Source organism: Pseudomonas sp. Emmai, assembly GCF_055179735.1.
Genome location: NZ_CM143685.1, coordinates 233,067 through 250,546, shown reverse-complemented (window position 1 = coordinate 250,546; position 17,480 = coordinate 233,067). Strand labels below are relative to the sequence as shown.

General features: G+C 59.1%; 15 protein-coding genes. 12 read left to right on the top strand and 3 right to left on the bottom strand.

Annotated elements, in window-relative coordinates; translation table 11 throughout:
• Positions 1-86 precede the first annotated feature (86 nt).
• From ACY4LX_RS01115 to glmU, 10 genes are all read left to right on the top strand, one after another.
• Positions 87-494, top strand: a complete 408-nt coding sequence (locus ACY4LX_RS01115) for a F0F1 ATP synthase subunit I (protein ID WP_054048155.1) — start codon at positions 87-89, stop codon at positions 492-494.
• Between the two features lie 16 nt (positions 495-510).
• A complete protein-coding gene (gene atpB, locus ACY4LX_RS01110) occupies positions 511-1,380 on the top strand; it encodes a F0F1 ATP synthase subunit A (protein WP_123515495.1) in 870 nt (289 codons plus the stop codon).
• Positions 1,381-1,514: 134 nt separating this feature from the next.
• Entirely contained in the window at positions 1,515-1,772 is a 258-nt protein-coding gene (gene atpE, locus ACY4LX_RS01105; RefSeq protein ID WP_002555987.1) for a F0F1 ATP synthase subunit C, read from the top strand.
• 56 nt (positions 1,773-1,828) lie between these two features.
• Entirely contained in the window at positions 1,829-2,299 is a 471-nt protein-coding gene (locus ACY4LX_RS01100) for a F0F1 ATP synthase subunit B (protein ID WP_008027535.1), read from the top strand.
• 12 nt (positions 2,300-2,311) lie between these two features.
• Complete coding sequence (locus tag ACY4LX_RS01095; RefSeq protein ID WP_149659342.1) at positions 2,312-2,848, top strand: F0F1 ATP synthase subunit delta; 537 nt, start codon at positions 2,312-2,314, stop codon at positions 2,846-2,848.
• 21 nt (positions 2,849-2,869) lie between these two features.
• A complete protein-coding gene (atpA, locus tag ACY4LX_RS01090) occupies positions 2,870-4,414 on the top strand; it encodes a F0F1 ATP synthase subunit alpha (protein ID WP_121732610.1) in 1,545 nt (514 codons plus the stop codon).
• A gap of 50 nt (positions 4,415-4,464) precedes the next feature.
• Positions 4,465-5,325, top strand: a complete 861-nt coding sequence (gene atpG / locus ACY4LX_RS01085) for a F0F1 ATP synthase subunit gamma (protein ID WP_149659343.1) — start codon at positions 4,465-4,467, stop codon at positions 5,323-5,325.
• A 27-nt stretch (positions 5,326-5,352) separates the two neighbouring features.
• Entirely contained in the window at positions 5,353-6,732 is a 1,380-nt protein-coding gene (gene atpD / locus ACY4LX_RS01080; protein WP_149659344.1) for a F0F1 ATP synthase subunit beta, read from the top strand.
• Positions 6,733-6,777: 45 nt separating this feature from the next.
• A complete protein-coding gene (locus tag ACY4LX_RS01075) occupies positions 6,778-7,203 on the top strand; it encodes a F0F1 ATP synthase subunit epsilon (RefSeq protein ID WP_149659345.1) in 426 nt (141 codons plus the stop codon).
• A gap of 116 nt (positions 7,204-7,319) precedes the next feature.
• A complete protein-coding gene (gene glmU / locus ACY4LX_RS01070; protein ID WP_149659346.1) occupies positions 7,320-8,687 on the top strand; it encodes a bifunctional UDP-N-acetylglucosamine diphosphorylase/glucosamine-1-phosphate N-acetyltransferase GlmU in 1,368 nt (455 codons plus the stop codon).
• 106 nt (positions 8,688-8,793) lie between these two features.
• On the opposite strand, the gene idi is transcribed toward glmU, so the two are convergent.
• Together idi and shc are read right to left on the bottom strand one after the other, a co-directional pair.
• Complete coding sequence (gene idi, locus ACY4LX_RS01065) at positions 8,794-10,365, bottom strand: isopentenyl-diphosphate Delta-isomerase (protein WP_463258956.1); 1,572 nt, start codon at positions 10,363-10,365, stop codon at positions 8,794-8,796.
• Positions 10,366-10,368: 3 nt separating this feature from the next.
• Positions 10,369-12,297 carry a squalene--hopene cyclase gene (shc, locus tag ACY4LX_RS01060; RefSeq protein WP_463258955.1) on the bottom strand — a complete coding sequence of 643 codons (1,929 nt, stop codon included), beginning with the start codon at positions 12,295-12,297 and terminating at the stop codon, positions 10,369-10,371.
• 199 nt (positions 12,298-12,496) lie between these two features.
• On the opposite strand from shc, the gene ACY4LX_RS01055 reads away from it, so the two are divergent.
• The gene (locus ACY4LX_RS01055; RefSeq protein WP_149659348.1) at positions 12,497-13,273 is read left to right on the top strand and encodes a DeoR/GlpR family DNA-binding transcription regulator; all 777 of its coding nucleotides are present in this window, start codon (positions 12,497-12,499) and stop codon (positions 13,271-13,273) included.
• Position 13,274: 1 nt separating this feature from the next.
• The gene (glmS, locus tag ACY4LX_RS01050) at positions 13,275-15,110 is read left to right on the top strand and encodes a glutamine--fructose-6-phosphate transaminase (isomerizing) (protein WP_149659349.1); all 1,836 of its coding nucleotides are present in this window, start codon (positions 13,275-13,277) and stop codon (positions 15,108-15,110) included.
• A 71-nt stretch (positions 15,111-15,181) separates the two neighbouring features.
• Here the strand turns inward: glmS and pbpC are convergent, their stop codons facing one another.
• Entirely contained in the window at positions 15,182-17,479 is a 2,298-nt protein-coding gene (pbpC, locus tag ACY4LX_RS01045) for a penicillin-binding protein 1C (protein ID WP_463258954.1), read from the bottom strand.
• Position 17,480: the final 1 nt, after the last annotated feature.

Here is a 17,480-nt window from a genome sequence, read left to right as displayed (position 1 = left end):
CGCCCCTATACTCTGCGCGCATTTTGTCGGCACAAATTATGCCAAGTTATTGAATTCTGGCAGCCGACCATTGGGGAGTAAAAGTGATGGAAACCCGCACGCCAAACCGCTTGCCGTTCCATCGCCTGGCAGTTTTTCCGGTGCTAATGGCTCAATTTATCGTTTTGCTCATCGCTGCTTTGGCGCTGTGGCAATGGTACGGAGTCGTTGCCGGGTACTCAGGACTCTGCGGAGGCCTGATAGCCTTGTTACCCAATGTTTATTTCGCTCACAGGGCATTTCGGTTTTCCGGCGCCCGAGCAGCTCAAGCCATCGTCCGGTCTTTTTATGCTGGCGAGGCGGGCAAATTAATTCTGACGGCAGTGCTCTTTGCATTGACGTTTGCAGGTGTGAAGCCATTGGCGCCGCTAGCTGTATTCGGCGTCTTCGTGTTGACCCAACTGGTCAGCTGGTTCGCGCCCCTGCTGATGAGAACAAGACTTTCGAGACCTTAGGGCGTTTGAGGCAACCATGGCAGAGACAACCGCTTCGGGCTATATCCAGCACCACTTGCAGAACCTGACCTTCGGTCAGCATCCTACCGGCGGCTGGGGCTTTGCCCACACCGCAGCAGAGGCCAAAGAAATGGGCTTCTGGGCTTTCCACGTCGATACTCTCGGCTGGTCGGTCGCGTTGGGTCTGATCTTCGTTCTGATTTTCCGCATGGCGGCAAAGAAGGCGACTTCCGGTCAACCAGGTGCTTTGCAGAACTTCGTTGAAGTATTGGTCGAATTCGTCGATGGCAGCGTGAAAGACAGCTTCCATGGCCGTAGCCCGGTGATTGCACCGCTGGCACTGACCATCTTCGTCTGGGTCTTCCTGATGAACGCCGTCGACCTGATCCCGGTCGACTGGATTCCTCATTTGGCCATCCTGATCACTGGCGATTCGCACATTCCATTCCGTGCCGTATCGACCACTGACCCGAACGCTACCCTGGGCATGGCCCTGTCGGTGTTCGCGTTGATCATTTTCTACAGCATCAAGGTCAAGGGCATCGGCGGCTTCATCGGCGAACTGACCCTGCACCCGTTTGGCAGCAAGAACATTTTCCTGCAAGCGCTGTTGATCCCGGTGAACTTCCTGCTGGAATTCGTCACCCTGATCGCCAAGCCAATCTCCTTGGCACTGCGTCTGTTCGGCAACATGTACGCCGGCGAACTGGTCTTCATTCTGATCGCCGTGATGTTCGGCAGCGGTCTGCTCTGGCTTAGCGGCCTGGGCGTAGTTCTGCAGTGGGCGTGGGCTGTGTTCCACATCCTGATCATCACCCTGCAGGCGTTTATCTTCATGATGCTGACCATCGTTTACCTGTCGATGGCGCACGAAGAGAACCATTAAGACCAGTCTCGACTAGTCTGATGTCCCACCCGGTCAAGCGGGTGGGTGCCCGAACAGGGCTTATGAAACGATTTGTTTTACCGCTTTAAAATCTAAAAAACCTAAACCATACGACGTAAAAGTCGGGAGGAAAGATGGAAACTGTAGTTGGTCTAACCGCTATCGCTGTTGCACTGTTGATCGGCCTGGGCGCACTGGGTACCGCAATTGGTTTCGGCCTGTTGGGCGGCAAGTTCCTGGAAGGCGCAGCGCGTCAGCCAGAAATGGTTCCAATGCTGCAAGTCAAAATGTTCATCGTTGCCGGTCTGCTCGACGCCGTAACCATGATCGGTGTTGGTATCGCTCTGTTCTTCACCTTCGCGAACCCATTCGTTGGTCAACTCGCTGGCTAATCACTCGAACCTTCGAGTGATTGGTTTGATGTGCAACGAACGAGCGAGGTGTTGGCGTGAACATTAATGCAACCCTGATTGGCCAGTCCGTTGCGTTCTTCATTTTTGTACTGTTTTGCATGAAGTTCGTGTGGCCTCCGGTCATCGCGGCTTTGCACGAACGTCAGAAGAAGATCGCGGATGGACTGGACGCTGCCGCCCGAGCAGCTCGCGACCTGGAGCTGGCCCAAGATAAAGCGGGTCAGCAACTGCGCGAAGCAAAAGCTCAGGCAGCCGAAATCATTGAGCAAGCCAAGAAACGCGGTAACCAGATTGTTGAAGAGGCTGTTGAAAAAGCCCGTATCGACGCTGACCGTGTGAAGGTCCAGGCTCAGGCCGAGATCGAGCAGGAACTGAACAGTGTCAAAGACGCGCTGCGTGCCCAACTGGGTGCACTGGCCGTCGGCGGCGCCGAGAAGATCCTGGGTGCCACAATCGATCAAAACGCGCACGCGGAGCTGGTAAACAAACTGGCTGCTGAAATTTAAGCGAGGGCGATCATGGCAGAATTGACCACGTTGGCCCGACCTTACGCTAAGGCAGCCTTCGAGCACGCCCAGGCCCACCAGCAACTGGCCTCTTGGTCAGCCATGCTCGGCCTGGCTGCAGCAGTGTCGCAAGATGACACCATGCAGCGCGTGCTCAAGGCCCCGCGACTGACGAGCGCAGACAAGGCCACCACGTTTATTGACGTGTGTGGCGACAAGTTTGATGCCAAGGCACAGAACTTCATTCACGTCGTTGCCGAAAACGACCGTCTCCCGCTTTTGCCGGAGATATCCGCTCTGTTCGACCTGTACAAGGCCGAACAAGAGAAGTCGGTAGACGTTGAAGTGACCAGTGCTTTTGCATTGAACCAAGAACAGCAAGACAAACTCGCCAAGGTTCTCAGTGCACGACTCAACCGGGAAGTGCGCCTGCAAGTCGAGGAAGACAAATCCCTTATTGGGGGCATTGTCATCCGCGCCGGCGACCTGGTTATCGATGGCTCGGTTCGCGGAAAACTCGCAAGCCTTGCCGAAGCATTGAAATCTTGAGTTTGAAGGGGCAGCAGAGCAATGCAGCAACTCAATCCTTCCGAAATAAGTGAAATTATCAAGGGCCGCATCGACAAGCTCGATGTGACCTCCCAAGCCCGTAACGAAGGCACAGTCGTCAGCGTATCTGACGGTATCGTGCGGATTCACGGTCTGGCCGACGTCATGTACGGCGAGATGATCGAGTTTCCGGGCGGCGTCTTCGGTATGGCCCTCAACCTTGAGCAAGACTCTGTAGGCGCCGTTGTATTGGGCTCCTATCAGTCTCTGGCTGAAGGCATGAGCGCCAAGTGCACTGGCCGCATCCTCGAAGTTCCGGTTGGTAAGGAACTGCTGGGTCGCGTAGTCGACGCACTGGGTAACCCTGTTGACGGTAAAGGTCCACTGGGCAACACCGAGACCGACGCGGTCGAGAAAGTTGCTCCAGGCGTGATCTGGCGTAAGTCGGTAGACCAGCCTGTACAGACTGGCTACAAGGCTGTCGATGCCATGATCCCTGTCGGCCGTGGCCAGCGTGAGCTGATCATCGGTGACCGTCAGATCGGTAAAACCGCTCTGGCGATCGACGCGATCATCAACCAGAAAGACAGCGGCATTTTCTGCGTCTACGTAGCGATCGGTCAGAAGCAATCGACCATCGCCAACGTTGTTCGCAAGCTGGAAGAAAACGGCGCACTGGCTAACACCATCGTCGTGGCAGCGAGCGCTTCGGAATCTGCAGCACTGCAATTCCTGGCACCGTACTCCGGTTGCACCATGGGTGAATTCTTCCGCGACCGCGGTGAAGACGCGCTGATCGTTTATGACGATCTGTCCAAGCAAGCAGTGGCTTACCGCCAGATTTCCCTGCTGCTGCGCCGTCCACCAGGCCGTGAAGCTTACCCAGGCGACGTGTTCTATCTCCACTCCCGTCTGCTGGAGCGCGCATCCCGCGTTTCGGAAGAATACGTAGAGAAGTTCACCAACGGCGCAGTGACCGGCAAAACCGGTTCCCTGACCGCACTGCCGATCATCGAAACCCAGGCTGGCGACGTTTCCGCGTTCGTTCCGACCAACGTGATTTCCATCACCGACGGTCAGATCTTCCTGGAATCGGCCATGTTCAACTCCGGGATCCGTCCTGCTGTGAACGCCGGTGTTTCGGTATCCCGTGTGGGTGGTGCCGCTCAGACCAAGATCATCAAGAAGCTCTCCGGTGGTATCCGTACCGCTCTGGCTCAGTACCGTGAACTGGCGGCATTCGCCCAGTTCGCTTCTGACCTGGACGAAGCGACCCGTAAGCAACTTGAGCATGGTCAGCGCGTTACCGAGCTGATGAAGCAGAAGCAATACGCACCAATGTCGATCGCTGACATGGCGCTGTCGCTGTATGCCGCTGAGCGTGGGTTCCTGACTGACATTGAAATCGCCAAGATCGGCAGCTTCGAACAAGCGCTGATTGCTTTCTTCAACCGCGATCACGCCGATTTGATGGCGAAGATCAACGTGAAGGGTGACTTCAATGACGAAATCGACGCTGGCATGAAAGCCGGTATCGAGAAGTTCAAGGCCACCCAAACCTGGTAAGCCGCAGCGGGAGCCGCAAGGCTCCCGCTTGCTAACCTGATAGGTGTTACATGGCAGGCGCAAAAGAGATTCGCAGTAAGATTGCGAGCATCAAAAGCACGCAAAAGATTACCAGCGCCATGGAAAAAGTGGCGGTCAGTAAAATGCGCAAGGCACAAATGCGCATGGCTGCTAGCCGTCCTTACGCGGAGCGCATCCGCCAGGTTATTGGTCATTTGGCCAACGCTAACCCGGAATATCGCCACCCATTTATGATCGACCGTGAAATCAAGCGCGTCGGTTATGTCGTGGTGAGCAGTGACCGTGGTCTGTGTGGTGGCTTGAACACCAACCTGTTCAAGGCCCTGGTCAAGGACATGGCGAAAAACCGTGAAAACGGCGTCGAGATCGATCTGTGTGTTGTTGGTAGCAAGGGTGCGGCTTTCTTCCGCAACTTCGGCGGTAACGTCGTCGCCGCTATCAGCCACCTGGGTGAAGAGCCATCGATCAATGATCTGATTGGCAGTGTCAAGGTGATGCTGGATGCCTACCTCGATGGTCGTATCGACCGTTTGAGCGTTGTGTCCAACAAGTTCATCAACACCATGACGCAGCAGCCTACCGTGGAGCAGTTGATTCCACTGGTTGCAACCCCGGATCAAGGCCTCAAGCACCACTGGGACTATCTCTACGAGCCGGACGCCAAAGAGCTGCTTGACGGCTTGATGGTTCGCTACGTGGAGTCGCAGGTCTACCAGGCGGTGGTCGAGAACAACGCGGCTGAACAAGCTGCGCGGATGATCGCGATGAAGAACGCTACCGACAACGCCGGTGATTTGATCAGCGATTTGCAGCTGATCTACAACAAGGCGCGTCAGGCTGCGATCACCCAAGAGATCTCGGAAATCGTCGGCGGCGCTGCCGCGGTTTAACGGTTCAAATATTCAGAGGATCCAGCTATGAGTAGCGGACGTATCGTTCAAATCATCGGCGCCGTTATCGACGTGGAATTTCCACGCGACAGCGTACCGAGCATCTACAACGCGTTGAAAGTTGTAAGCGCGGCCGAAACCACCCTGGAAGTTCAGCAGCAGCTGGGCGACGGCGTGGTTCGTACCATTGCGATGGGTTCCACCGAGGGCTTGAAGCGCGGTCTGGAAGTCACCGACTCTGGCGCAGCCATCTCCGTACCGGTCGGTAAAGCGACCCTGGGCCGGATCATGGACGTCCTCGGTAACCCGATCGACGAAGCTGGCCCGATCGACACCGAAGAGCGCTGGGGCATTCACCGTCCTGCGCCAACCTTCGCTGAACAAGCGGGCGGCAACGACCTGCTGGAAACCGGCATCAAGGTTATCGACCTGGTTTGCCCGTTCGCCAAGGGCGGTAAAGTCGGTCTGTTCGGTGGTGCCGGTGTAGGCAAAACCGTAAACATGATGGAACTGATCCGTAACATCGCCATCGAGCACAGCGGTTATTCCGTGTTCGCCGGTGTGGGTGAGCGTACTCGTGAGGGTAACGACTTCTACCACGAGATGAAGGATTCCAACGTTCTGGACAAAGTGGCACTGGTTTACGGTCAAATGAACGAGCCGCCGGGTAACCGTCTGCGCGTAGCACTGACCGGCCTGACCATGGCCGAGAAGTTCCGTGACGAAGGTAACGACGTTCTGCTGTTCGTCGACAACATCTATCGTTACACCCTGGCCGGTACTGAAGTATCCGCACTGCTGGGCCGTATGCCTTCGGCAGTAGGTTACCAGCCGACCCTGGCCGAAGAGATGGGTACTCTGCAAGAGCGTATCACTTCGACCAAAAACGGTTCGATCACCTCGATCCAAGCGGTATACGTACCTGCGGATGACTTGACTGACCCGTCGCCAGCGACCACTTTCGCCCACTTGGACGCCACCGTCGTTCTGTCCCGTGACATCGCTTCCCTGGGTATCTACCCAGCGGTCGATCCACTCGACTCGACTTCGCGCCAGCTGGACCCGAACGTGATCGGCCAGGACCACTACGACACCGCTCGCGGCGTCCAGTACGTTCTGCAGCGTTACAAAGAACTGAAGGACATCATTGCGATCCTGGGTATGGACGAGCTGTCGGAATCCGACAAGCAGTTGGTAAACCGTGCTCGTAAGATCCAGCGCTTCTTGTCGCAGCCGTTCTTCGTGGCTGAAGTCTTCACCGGTGCCTCGGGTAAATACGTTTCCCTGAAAGACACCATTGCTGGCTTCAAAGGCATCCTCAACGGTGACTACGACCACCTGCCAGAACAAGCGTTCTACATGGTCGGCGGCATCGAAGAAGCGATCGAGAAAGCCAAGAAACTGTAATCCCGGCGCCCGGCAACGGGCGCTAATTTAGGTTGAGGCAATCAGATGGCTATGACAGTCCATTGCGATATCGTCAGCGCGGAAGGGGAAATCTTTTCCGGCCTGGTCGAGATGGTGATTGCGCACGGTGCACTGGGTGATCTTGGTATCGCCCTGGGTCACGCGCCGCTGATCACTAATCTCAAGCCAGGCCCGATCCGCCTGATCAAGCAGGGCGGGGAAACCGAGGTGTTCTACATCTCCGGTGGTTTCCTCGAGGTTCAGCCGAACATGGTCAAGGTTCTTGCCGACACCGTGCAACGTGCTGCCGACCTGGATGAAGCCTCCGCTCAGGAAGCCGTTAAGGCTGCCGAGAAGGCCTTGCATGAACGTGGCGCAGAATTCGATTACGGTTCTGCTGCCGCACGTCTGGCCGAGGCGACAGCTCAGCTGCGCACCGTCCAGCAGATCCGCAAGAAGTTCGGCCACTAATAGGCCGGTGCTTGTTGTGTGATTGATTAAAAAGGGTAGCCTCGGCTACCCTTTTTTCTTTTCCGATGTTCATAACCCGGTCGCAATTGCTGACCACCCAGGATTGGTAGCCAGTCATGTCTCTTGAAATCGTAATCCTCGCTGCCGGCCAAGGCACTCGCATGCGCTCGGCGTTGCCCAAGGTGTTGCACCCGATTGCCGGCAACTCGATGCTGGGCCATGTTATCCACAGCGCCCGGCAACTTGATCCACAGCGCATCCATGTGGTGATCGGCCACGGCGCCGACGCCGTGCGTGAACGCCTGGCAGCGGATGACCTGAATTTCGTGTTGCAGGACAAGCAACTGGGCACCGGGCATGCCGTGGCCCAGGCCGTACCATTTATCAAATCCGATACCGTGCTGATCCTTTACGGCGACGTGCCTCTGATCGAAGTCGAAACCCTGCAACGCCTGCTCAAGCAGGTGACGCCGCAGCAACTGGGCTTACTCACCGTAGAGCTGACCGACCCGACCGGTTACGGCCGTATCGTGCGTGATGCCGACGGCAAGGTCGCCGCCATCGTCGAGCAGAAAGACGCCAATGAAGACGAGCGCAAGATCACCGAAGGCAACACCGGGATTCTGGCGGTGCCGTTTGAGCGTCTGGGCGACTGGATGAGCCGGCTCTCCAACAACAATGCCCAGGGCGAGTACTACCTGACCGACGTGATTGCCATGGCCGTCAGCGATGGTCTGGTGGTGGCTACCGAACAACCCCATGACGCCATGGAAGTGCAGGGCGCCAACGACCGCAAGCAACTCGCGGAACTGGAGCGTCACTATCAGTTGCGCGCCGGTCGCCGGTTAATGGCCCAGGGCGTAACCCTGCGCGATCCGGCTCGCTTCGATGTGCGCGGTGAAGTGACTGTCGGTCGCGACGTGCTGATCGACATCAACGTGATTCTCGAAGGCAACGTCGTGATCGAAGACGACGTGGTCATCGGCCCGAACTGTGTGATCAAGGACAGCACCCTGCGTAAAGGCGTGGTGATCAAGGCCAACAGTCACATCGAAGGCGCGATTCTGGGCGAGGGCAGCGATGCCGGCCCGTTCGCCCGTTTGCGTCCGGGTACCGTGCTTGAGGCGCGGGCCCATGTGGGTAACTTCGTCGAGCTGAAAAACGCGCATATGGGCGAAGGCGCCAAGGCCGGTCATCTGACGTACCTGGGCGATGCCGAAATCGGCGCGCGCACCAACATCGGCGCCGGCACCATTACCTGCAACTACGACGGCGCGAACAAATGGAAAACCGTGCTGGGTGAAGATGTGTTCATCGGCTCCAACAACTCGTTGGTAGCGCCTGTGGATATCTCGTCCGGCGCAACCACTGCGGCGGGTTCGACCATCACGCAGAATGTGGATAACGCGCAGTTGGCTGTAGGCCGGGCGCGGCAGAAGAACATAGATGGCTGGAAGCGGCCGGAAAAAATCAAGAAGAGCTGAGTTATCCACAGCTCGTAAAATAAAAAGATCGCAGCCTTCGGCAGCTCCCACAGGGTGATACGTATCCCGTGTAGGAGCAGCCGAAGGCTGCGATCTTTTTTATGGGTTATCCACAGGTGGTGTTCCACCCGGCTTCCAGCGGGGTCACTGGCAGTGCGCGCGAAGCGATTTTGTAGAGCATGCGCAAGCCCGAATCCGAGCGCTGGGACAGTCGTGTCAGCAGCATGATCCACGCGACACCGGCGTGGGACACTTTGACCGGCCTGAGCGGATTTTTATGGACGTTACGCAGGGTCAACAGCGCCAGGCCAATGTTCCACAGCAGAAAACGCCGAATACCCGTATGCCTGGCCGGTATGAGCAGGGCGTATTGCAGCGCCCGCTGCAAATGGGAATGGGCGGTGCCAATCAGCTCCGCAACGGCCTGTGCATAAAGTGGATCGTTGTGCCCGGCCTTGAGCTGTGTGAACTGGACACCATGCTTGGCGAGCAGGTCCCGAGGCAGCCAGCAGGCGCCCCGTAAACGGTCGTCCCACTGATCCTTGAGGATATTGGTCAACTGCAGGCCCATGCCAAAGGAAAGGGCCAGCCGATGCAGGTTCGCTCGCTGGGGCAGCAGGGCGGGTTCAAAATCGATGAACAGCTCTGTCAGCAGCTTTCCCACGACACCAGCCACACAGTAGCAATAACGGTCCAGCTGCTCAGAGGTGTCCAAACCCTGCACGCCGGCATTCTCCTGAAATTCGCTCATGCCCTGGGTCATCACGCTGAGGCACTGCAGGATCGCCTCCTGCTGAAAAGGGCGCAGGGCGTGGAATATCGTCAACATCTGTGGCAGATGGCGGACCAGGTCGTGTTCAGCCTGAAGGGTCTGATCCGTCAGGTGCTCACTCAGATCATCACTGAAGGCCTGGGCATCCGCCTCGCCTGATACAACATTCAGGAACGCATTTTCGTACTGGCGTTTCTGCCGGGCCGTGAGGCCGGGTTCATCTTCGATGGTATCGGCGATCCGACAGAGCAAGTAGGCGTTGGTCACCACCGGGTAAAGTTCGGGCGGCAACTGGGGGATGGTCAGGGCAAAACTGCGCGATACCCGGGTGAGGATCTCGTCCTGATAACGGGTCGGGTCAACATAGGCGTCGGACTGTGCCCGTAATCGCCATTGTTCGAGCTGGCAGGCCGGGGCGCTCAGGATGGTCTTGAACCAGACGGTGAAGGCTTCGGGCTCGGCATCGATCCACTGCAATAACTCGGATGTTTCAATCCACCGCCATTGCGCGGCTTCCTCCGGGTTTACCTCGGGTTCGCCGTCAAACCGACCGATGAAAATATGATCGAACTCGTGCTCGATCAGATCCCCCGGGACTTCAGACTTGTAAATCAGGGTCGTGACTTCTTCCAGCGGGCAATCGAAGCCCATTTCCTCCCCAAGCCGGCGGTGAGCCGCTTGGGCGGTGCTCTCGCCCGGGCGCGGGTGGCCACAACATGAGTTGGTCCACAGGCCCCCGGAGTGGTATTTGCTCAGCGCGCGCTGCTGCAGCATCAACCGCCCTTGGCCATCAAAGATGAAGAGCGAGAACGCGCGATGCAGCAGCCCTTCGCGGTGAATGGGCAACTTGTGACCGGTGCCGATTTGCTGATCATTGCGATCCACCAGAATCAGTGATTCTTCCATGCTTCAAATCACCTCAGTCGCTGGAGTCCGGGCCTGGCGCAACGTGCAGTAGCGTGCCAGGGCCCACATTGGAAAGTACAAACCGTATCCGTGATACGTCGTGTAAAGCACCCGAGGTACACCGGTGCCCGTGGCATGCGGGTCTGTCCAGGTGCCCTCGTTTTTTTGCGCCTTGAGCAAGTATTCAATGCCTTTTGCCGTGACGGGATGCTCCACGGCACCGGCCGCCATTAATCCCAATAAGGCCCATGCCGTTTGGGATGGGGTGCTGACCGAAGGCTGATGGCGTGGGTGATCCAGGGAATAGCCGCAAGCATCTTCGCCCCAGCCTCCGTCCTCGTTCTGCCTCAGGATCAGCCAGTGGCGAGCCTTTTGAACAGCCGATGACTGGGTGTCGTAACCCATGGCGGCAAGCCCCTCCAGCACCGACCAGGTGCCATAGATGAAGTTGATGCCCCATCGCCCGTACCAACTGCCATTCGTTTCCTGCTCCGCCAGCAGGTAATTCAGTGCCTTGCCCGTGATGTCATCGCAGACCGGGGTTGCACCCAGTTGCCCGAGCAGCGCCAGGCAGCGGCCGCTGACATCGGCGGTGGGATGATCAATCATCATGCCGTGTTCGGCAAAGGGAATACTGTTGAGGTAATACTGGGTGTTGTCAGCCTCGTAGGCGCCCCAGCCGCCATGGCGACCTTGCATACCCTTTATCCATTCCTGTGCCCGGGCAATCGACTCGCCGTAGTCAGCACCGGGAACGACCTGCATGGCCTTGTGCATGACGGTCGCGACCAGAGCGGCGTCGTCGACATCGGGATGGTTGGGCAACACGTATTGAAACGCCCAGCCGCCGGGACGCAGGTGAGGCCTGGTCACCGCCCAGCCCCCGTACACGTCGAGTATCTGCCGTTGCTTGAGCCAGTCGATGCCGCGCACTGCCGCCTCCCATCCCCGGCGATTGCCGGTTTCCAGCAATGCCTGACAGGCCCATGCCGTGTCCCAGACGGGCGACACGCATGGTTGGCAGTAAGCCTGCTGCTCGGTCACCACCAACAGTTTTTCGCAGGCTCTACGCGCCGTTTGCATCGCGCGATGGTCACGGGGATAACCCAGGGCCTGAAGCATGATCAAGCTGATCGCGATGGTCGGCAGCGTTGCGCCGTAGCCATCTTCGCCATTGAGCTGTCCGGTCACGTACGCCACCGCTGTATCCAACGCTTTTTTACGTCGGCCCTTGGGACGCCACGGATCGATGCGGTGCAAAAGACGATCGATCGCGGAAAAACAGACAAACCAGGCCCGGTTTTGGTGGGGGGCCCGGGGTAATGGAGTGGTTTCGTTTGCCGGGTGGATAAACAGCTCGGTGATGCCGACGTCTTGGGGATTACGCGCCGTGGGCCGCAAGACCTGCAACACGGAAACAGCCACCGTGAACAGGCGAGGGATGCAGAAAATCTTCGACAGATGAAACGGAAACCAGCGTGGCAGCAACATCACTTCCACGGGAATCAGGGGCAATACACGCCAGGGGATGACGTTGTACAAGGCGAGCCAGATGCGGGTGACCACGTTGCAGTTAGCGGCCCCGCCGTGCTGGCGAATAAGCGTGCTAGCACGTTGCATGTGCGGCTCGTCCTTCGTATGTCCGAGCAGCTTGAGCGCAAAGTAGGTTTTGACACTGGCATTGAGGTTAAAACGGCCTCCTTGCAGTAACGACCATCCGCCTTCTGCCTGTTGCCGGTCTCGCAAGTAGCGCGCGAGCCTGGTTTGCAAGGTGGGTTCAAGGGATTCGCCCAGGAAATGCATCAGCAACACATATTCAGCGGTTATCCCCGCATCGGCCTCGAACTCGAAGACCCAATGGCCGTCGGCTTGCTGTTTGCCCAGCAGGGCGCTCAAGGCGTTGTCCAGTACGTCTTTAACGCGAGTGTTCATTGAGGGAGGCTCTGGTCGTGGCGGTACCTACGCAGATTAAAAACGTCATTGCCCGGGCGTTGTAACTGTCAAAAATAACAGTTGCGATGAATGGTCATCTTAGAAATCGTCCCTCGACGCCTCAAACCCCCCCTTGACGAAGTTTCGCCAATAGGTTCTGATTGCTTTCGTTATCTTTCGAATCGAAACTTATCAGCCCATGTCGAAGCGCAATACACCACAACGCCGCCACAACATCCTCGCCTTGCTCACCGAGCAGGGGGAAGTCAGCGTGGACGAGTTGGCCAAGCGCTTCGAGACTTCGGAAGTGACGATCCGCAAGGACCTCGCCGCCCTTGAGAGCAATGGCCTGCTGCTGCGCCGTTACGGTGGCGCGATCACCATGCCCCAGGAACTGGTGGCTGACCTCGGCCAACCGGTGTCCAAGTACAAACAAGCCATCGCGCGTGCCGCCGTGCTGCGGATTCGCGAGCATGCGCGGATCATCATCGACAGCGGCAGCACCACCGCCGCCATGATCCCGGAACTCGGCCAGCAGCCGGGCCTGGTGGTGATGACCAATTCCCTGAATGTGGCCAACGCCCTGAGCGAGTTGGAGCACGAACCGGTGCTGTTGATGACCGGCGGCACCTGGGACCCGCATTCCGAGTCCTTTCAGGGGCAGGTCGCCGAGCAGGTACTACGCTCTTACGACTTCGACCAGTTGTTCATCGGTGCCGATGGCATCGATCTGGTCCGTGGCACCACCACCTTCAACGAATTGCTGGGCTTGAGCCGCGTGATGGCTGAAGTCGCCCGGGAAGTGGTGGTGATGGTCGAAGCCGACAAGATCGGTCGCAAGATTCCCAACCTGGAACTGCCCTGGAGCAGCGTCCATACCCTTATTACCGATGATCGCCTGCCACTTGAGGCACGGGATCAGATTCAGGCTCGCGGTATCAATTTGATCCTCGCGGCTGTCAGTCAGGAGAAATAGCATGTGTGGAATTGTCGGCGCCGTCGCAGAACGTAACATCACCGCCATCCTGCTCGAAGGGCTGAAGCGCCTCGAATACCGGGGCTATGACAGCGCGGGCGTGGCGGTATTCACCAATGACGGGATCCTTGATCGCCTGCGCCGTCCGGGCAAGGTCAGCGAGCTGGATCAAGCCCTCGCCGAGACACCGCTGATCGGTCGCCTGGGCATCGCCCACACCCGCTGGGCCACCCATGGCGCACCGTGCGAACGCAACGCCCACCCGCACTTCTCCGGGCAGAACCTGGCCGTTGTGCACAACGGCATCATCGAAAACCACGAAGCCCTGCGTGAGCAATTGAAAGCCCAGGGTTACGTGTTCACCTCGGACACCGACACCGAAGTCATTGCCCACCTGCTGGCGCATAAACTCAAAGACCTGCACGACCTGACCGTGGCCCTCAAAGCCACCGTTAAAGAGCTGCACGGTGCTTATGGCCTGGCGGTGATCAGCGCCGATCAGCCGGATCGCCTGGTCGCCGCCCGCAGTGGCAGCCCGCTGGTGATTGGCCTGGGCCTGGGGGAAAACTTCCTCGCCTCCGACCAATTGGCCCTGCGTCAGGTCACTGACCGCTTCATGTACCTGGAAGAAGGCGATATCGCCGAGATTCGCCGCGACAGCGTGCAGATCTGGGACATCGACGGCAAAGCCGTTGAGCGCGAAGCGGTGCAGTATGGCGACAACGCCGAATCCGCCGAGAAGGGCGAGTACCGCCACTTCATGCTCAAGGAAATCCACGAGCAACCCACGGTGGTGCAACGCACCCTGGAAGGGCGTTTGAGCCAGCAACAAGTGTTGGTGCAAGCCTTCGGTCCAGAGGCGCCCGAGCTGTTCGCCAAAGTGCGCAACGTGCAGATCGTTGCCTGCGGCACCAGCTACCACGCCGGCATGGTTGCCCGTTACTGGCTCGAAGAGCTGGCCGGGATTCCGTGCCAGGTCGAAGTCGCCAGCGAATTCCGCTACCGCAAAGTCGTGGTGCAACCCGACAGCCTGTTCGTGACCATCTCTCAGTCCGGCGAAACCGCCGACACCCTGGCGGCCCTGCGCAATGCCAAGGAACTGGGCTTCCTCGCCAGCCTGGCCATCTGCAACGTCGGCATCAGCTCGCTGGTGCGTGAGTCCGACCTGACTTTGCTGACCCAGGCCGGTCGCGAAATCGGCGTGGCCTCGACCAAAGCCTTCACCACGCAGTTGGTTGGCCTGTTGCTGCTGACCCTGTCCCTCGGTCAGGTCCGCGGTACGTTGGCCCCAGGCGTCGAAGCCACGCTGGTCGAAGAACTGCGTCGCCTGCCGACCCGTCTGGGCGAAGCCCTGGCCATGGACAGCACCGTGGAAAAAATCGCCGAGCTGTTCGCCGACAAGAACCACACTTTGTTCCTGGGGCGCGGCGCGCAATACCCGGTGGCGATGGAAGGGGCTCTGAAACTCAAAGAGATCTCCTACATCCACGCCGAAGCCTACCCGGCCGGCGAACTGAAACACGGCCCGTTGGCGCTGGTGGATAACGACATGCCCGTGGTCACCGTGGCGCCGAACAACGAATTGCTGGAGAAGTTGAAATCCAACCTCCAGGAAGTCCGCGCCCGGGGTGGCGAGCTGATCGTCTTCGCGGACGAAAAGGCCGGCATGACCAATGGCGAAGGCACTCACGTGGTACAGATGCCGCACATCCACGACATCCTGTCGCCGATCCTCTACACCATCCCGCTGCAATTGCTGTCGTACTACGTCGCGGTGTTGAAAGGCACAGACGTCGACCAGCCGCGCAACCTGGCGAAGTCGGTGACGGTGGAATAAGTTATCCACAGACGTTACGGATAGAGGTTGCTGCGCAGTGCCTTAATCGAGCGGCTGTTTAATACAGTCGCTCAAGGCACAAACTCCACGCGCAGCCCTCTCGTCGCGCTTCGCCCCTGATCATCACTGACGCGCAACTGATATACCCCGGACTTGCCCGGCCGCCAATTCAGCGCGGTCTGCGGCGGGCCTTGGCCGATGAGGGTCTGGTCGGCAAACCAATAGAGGTTCACTGCATCACTGGCCGCATTCGCGCTCAGGGAGAGGCTGTCCTGTGGTTGGGAAAGCCGCAGCTGATAGCTGACCTGGGTGAGTGGCGAGCGGATTTGCGGCGCTTCGCTCTGATCGCCGCTGGGGTTGGGCTGGCAGTTCTTGACCACGTTGGGCGGTGTGCGCCGGGGCAGGCCGGCGGCGCGGTACAGGCGTTGCACGTCGCTGGGCCAGAACTCGAAGACTTCTTCGCGGGTGTATTGCGGGTCGAATGGCGCGCAGGCGGCTTTGCCGGTGCGGGTGTCGATCAGCACCGGGCGATGCAGGTTGGACACGCGGATCGGCGAGACGCCGGGGACGTACCAGGTTTTGCGCGTCAATGGGCACCAGCGGTTGGGCAACTCGCCGGAAGCTGCGCAGATGTCGATGCGCTTGAGGCCCGCGGGCGGTTTGTCGACGCGATCCGCCACCGTGGGCAAGGCCAGCGGCAGGGCGTCGGCGATGCGAAAGAACAGCGGTGCTGCAGTTTTGGCGCCGATAAACGCCGAGTTGGGACGGCCGTCGAAATTGCCGACCCACACCACCAACACGTAGGGCCCGACGATGCCGGCGCTCCAGGCATCGTGAAAACCCCACGAGGTGCCGGTTTTCCACGCGGTGCGCCAGTGGCGGCCACGGCTGTCGGCGGGCAGGCCATCGGGGCGCGGGTTACGCCGCAGCATGTCGCGGACCATGAACGCAGCTTGCGGCGTCAGCAAGGCATCGCCGCTGCATTGCGGTTGTTCGCGCAGATAACGCAGGGGCCGCAAATGCCCATCGCCCGCCAACATCAGGTACAGCCGCGCCAACTCCTCGGGTGTCATCTCGCCGCCGCCCAAGGCCAGGGCCAGACCGTAATGGCTTTCGCCGCGCATCCCCTTGATCCCGGCTTGCTGCAAAAAACCGTACAACGATGGGGATTTGACCTGGCTGGCCAGCCACACCGCCGGAATATTACGGCTGCGGATTAAGGCATCGCGGGCGGTCAACGGACCGATATAACTGCCGTCGAAATTTTCCGGCTGGAAGTAGCCGAAGCTGCTCGGCATGTCCTTGAGGATGCTCATCGGGTGGATCAGCCCCTGGTCCAACGCCAGCCCGTAAAGAAACGGCTTGAGGGTCGAACCCGGCGAGCGTCGCGCCAGAATGCCGTTGACCTGCCCGTGCAGGGCTGTGGATAAGTAATCCGCCGAGCCGACCAGGGCCTTGACGCTCTGGTCGCGGCTGTCGATCAGGATCGCGGTGGCGTTTTCGACACCGGTGCTTTTGCGCTCGGCAATAAATCCGCCGATCAGCCGTTCCAGTAGCTGCTGCAACGGCAGATTCAATGTGCTGTTGAGCTCGTTGCCAGTCTGGGCCGCCAGTAATTGCTCGCTCAAATGCGGCGCCAGAAACGGAATCTGCTGGCGGTTGCGTGCTTCCAGCGGCAGCTCCAGCAAACTGCTGTTGCGTGGGTCGTCGGGATAAGTGTCGCGCCACTGCGCCATCAAGCGCAGCCGCGCGTTCTGCAACGACGGCCCGAAACTGGCGCGGCGACCCGGTTGCTGGGGAATCACCGCCAGCGCCAGGGCTTCGGACAACGACAACTGCGCCGCCGGTTTGCCGAAGTAAATCCGGCTCGCCGCTTCGGCGCCTTCGATGTTGCCGCCCATGGGCGCCAGATTGAGGTAGGCCTCAAGAATCTCGTGCTTGCTGTAGCGCGCCTCCAGCCACAGGGCCAGGGCCATTTGTTGCAGCTTGCCGGGGATCTGCCGAGTGTTGAGGTCCCACAGGCGCCGCGCCAGTTGCATGCTCAGCGTCGAGCCGCCCTGACGCTGGCCACCGCTGTACGTGGCGCTGGCCGCGCGCAGCAGGGCGGGCGGATTGATCCCCGGATGCCAGAAGAAATTGCGGTCTTCCTTGAGCAGCAGTGCTTCAACCAACGTCGGCGAGAGGCGCTCCAGTGGCAGCCAAAGCCGATATTGGCAATCGGCGGCCAGGGTCATGCGCAGCAGCGAGCCATCGTCCGCCAACACCTGGCGTGACGATGACGTAGTTTCGCTCAGCGGCGCATGGGGCCACAGCCTCAGCCCCAGCAACGTCGCCCCCACCGCCAATCCAACGGCCAGCAGGGGTTTCAAG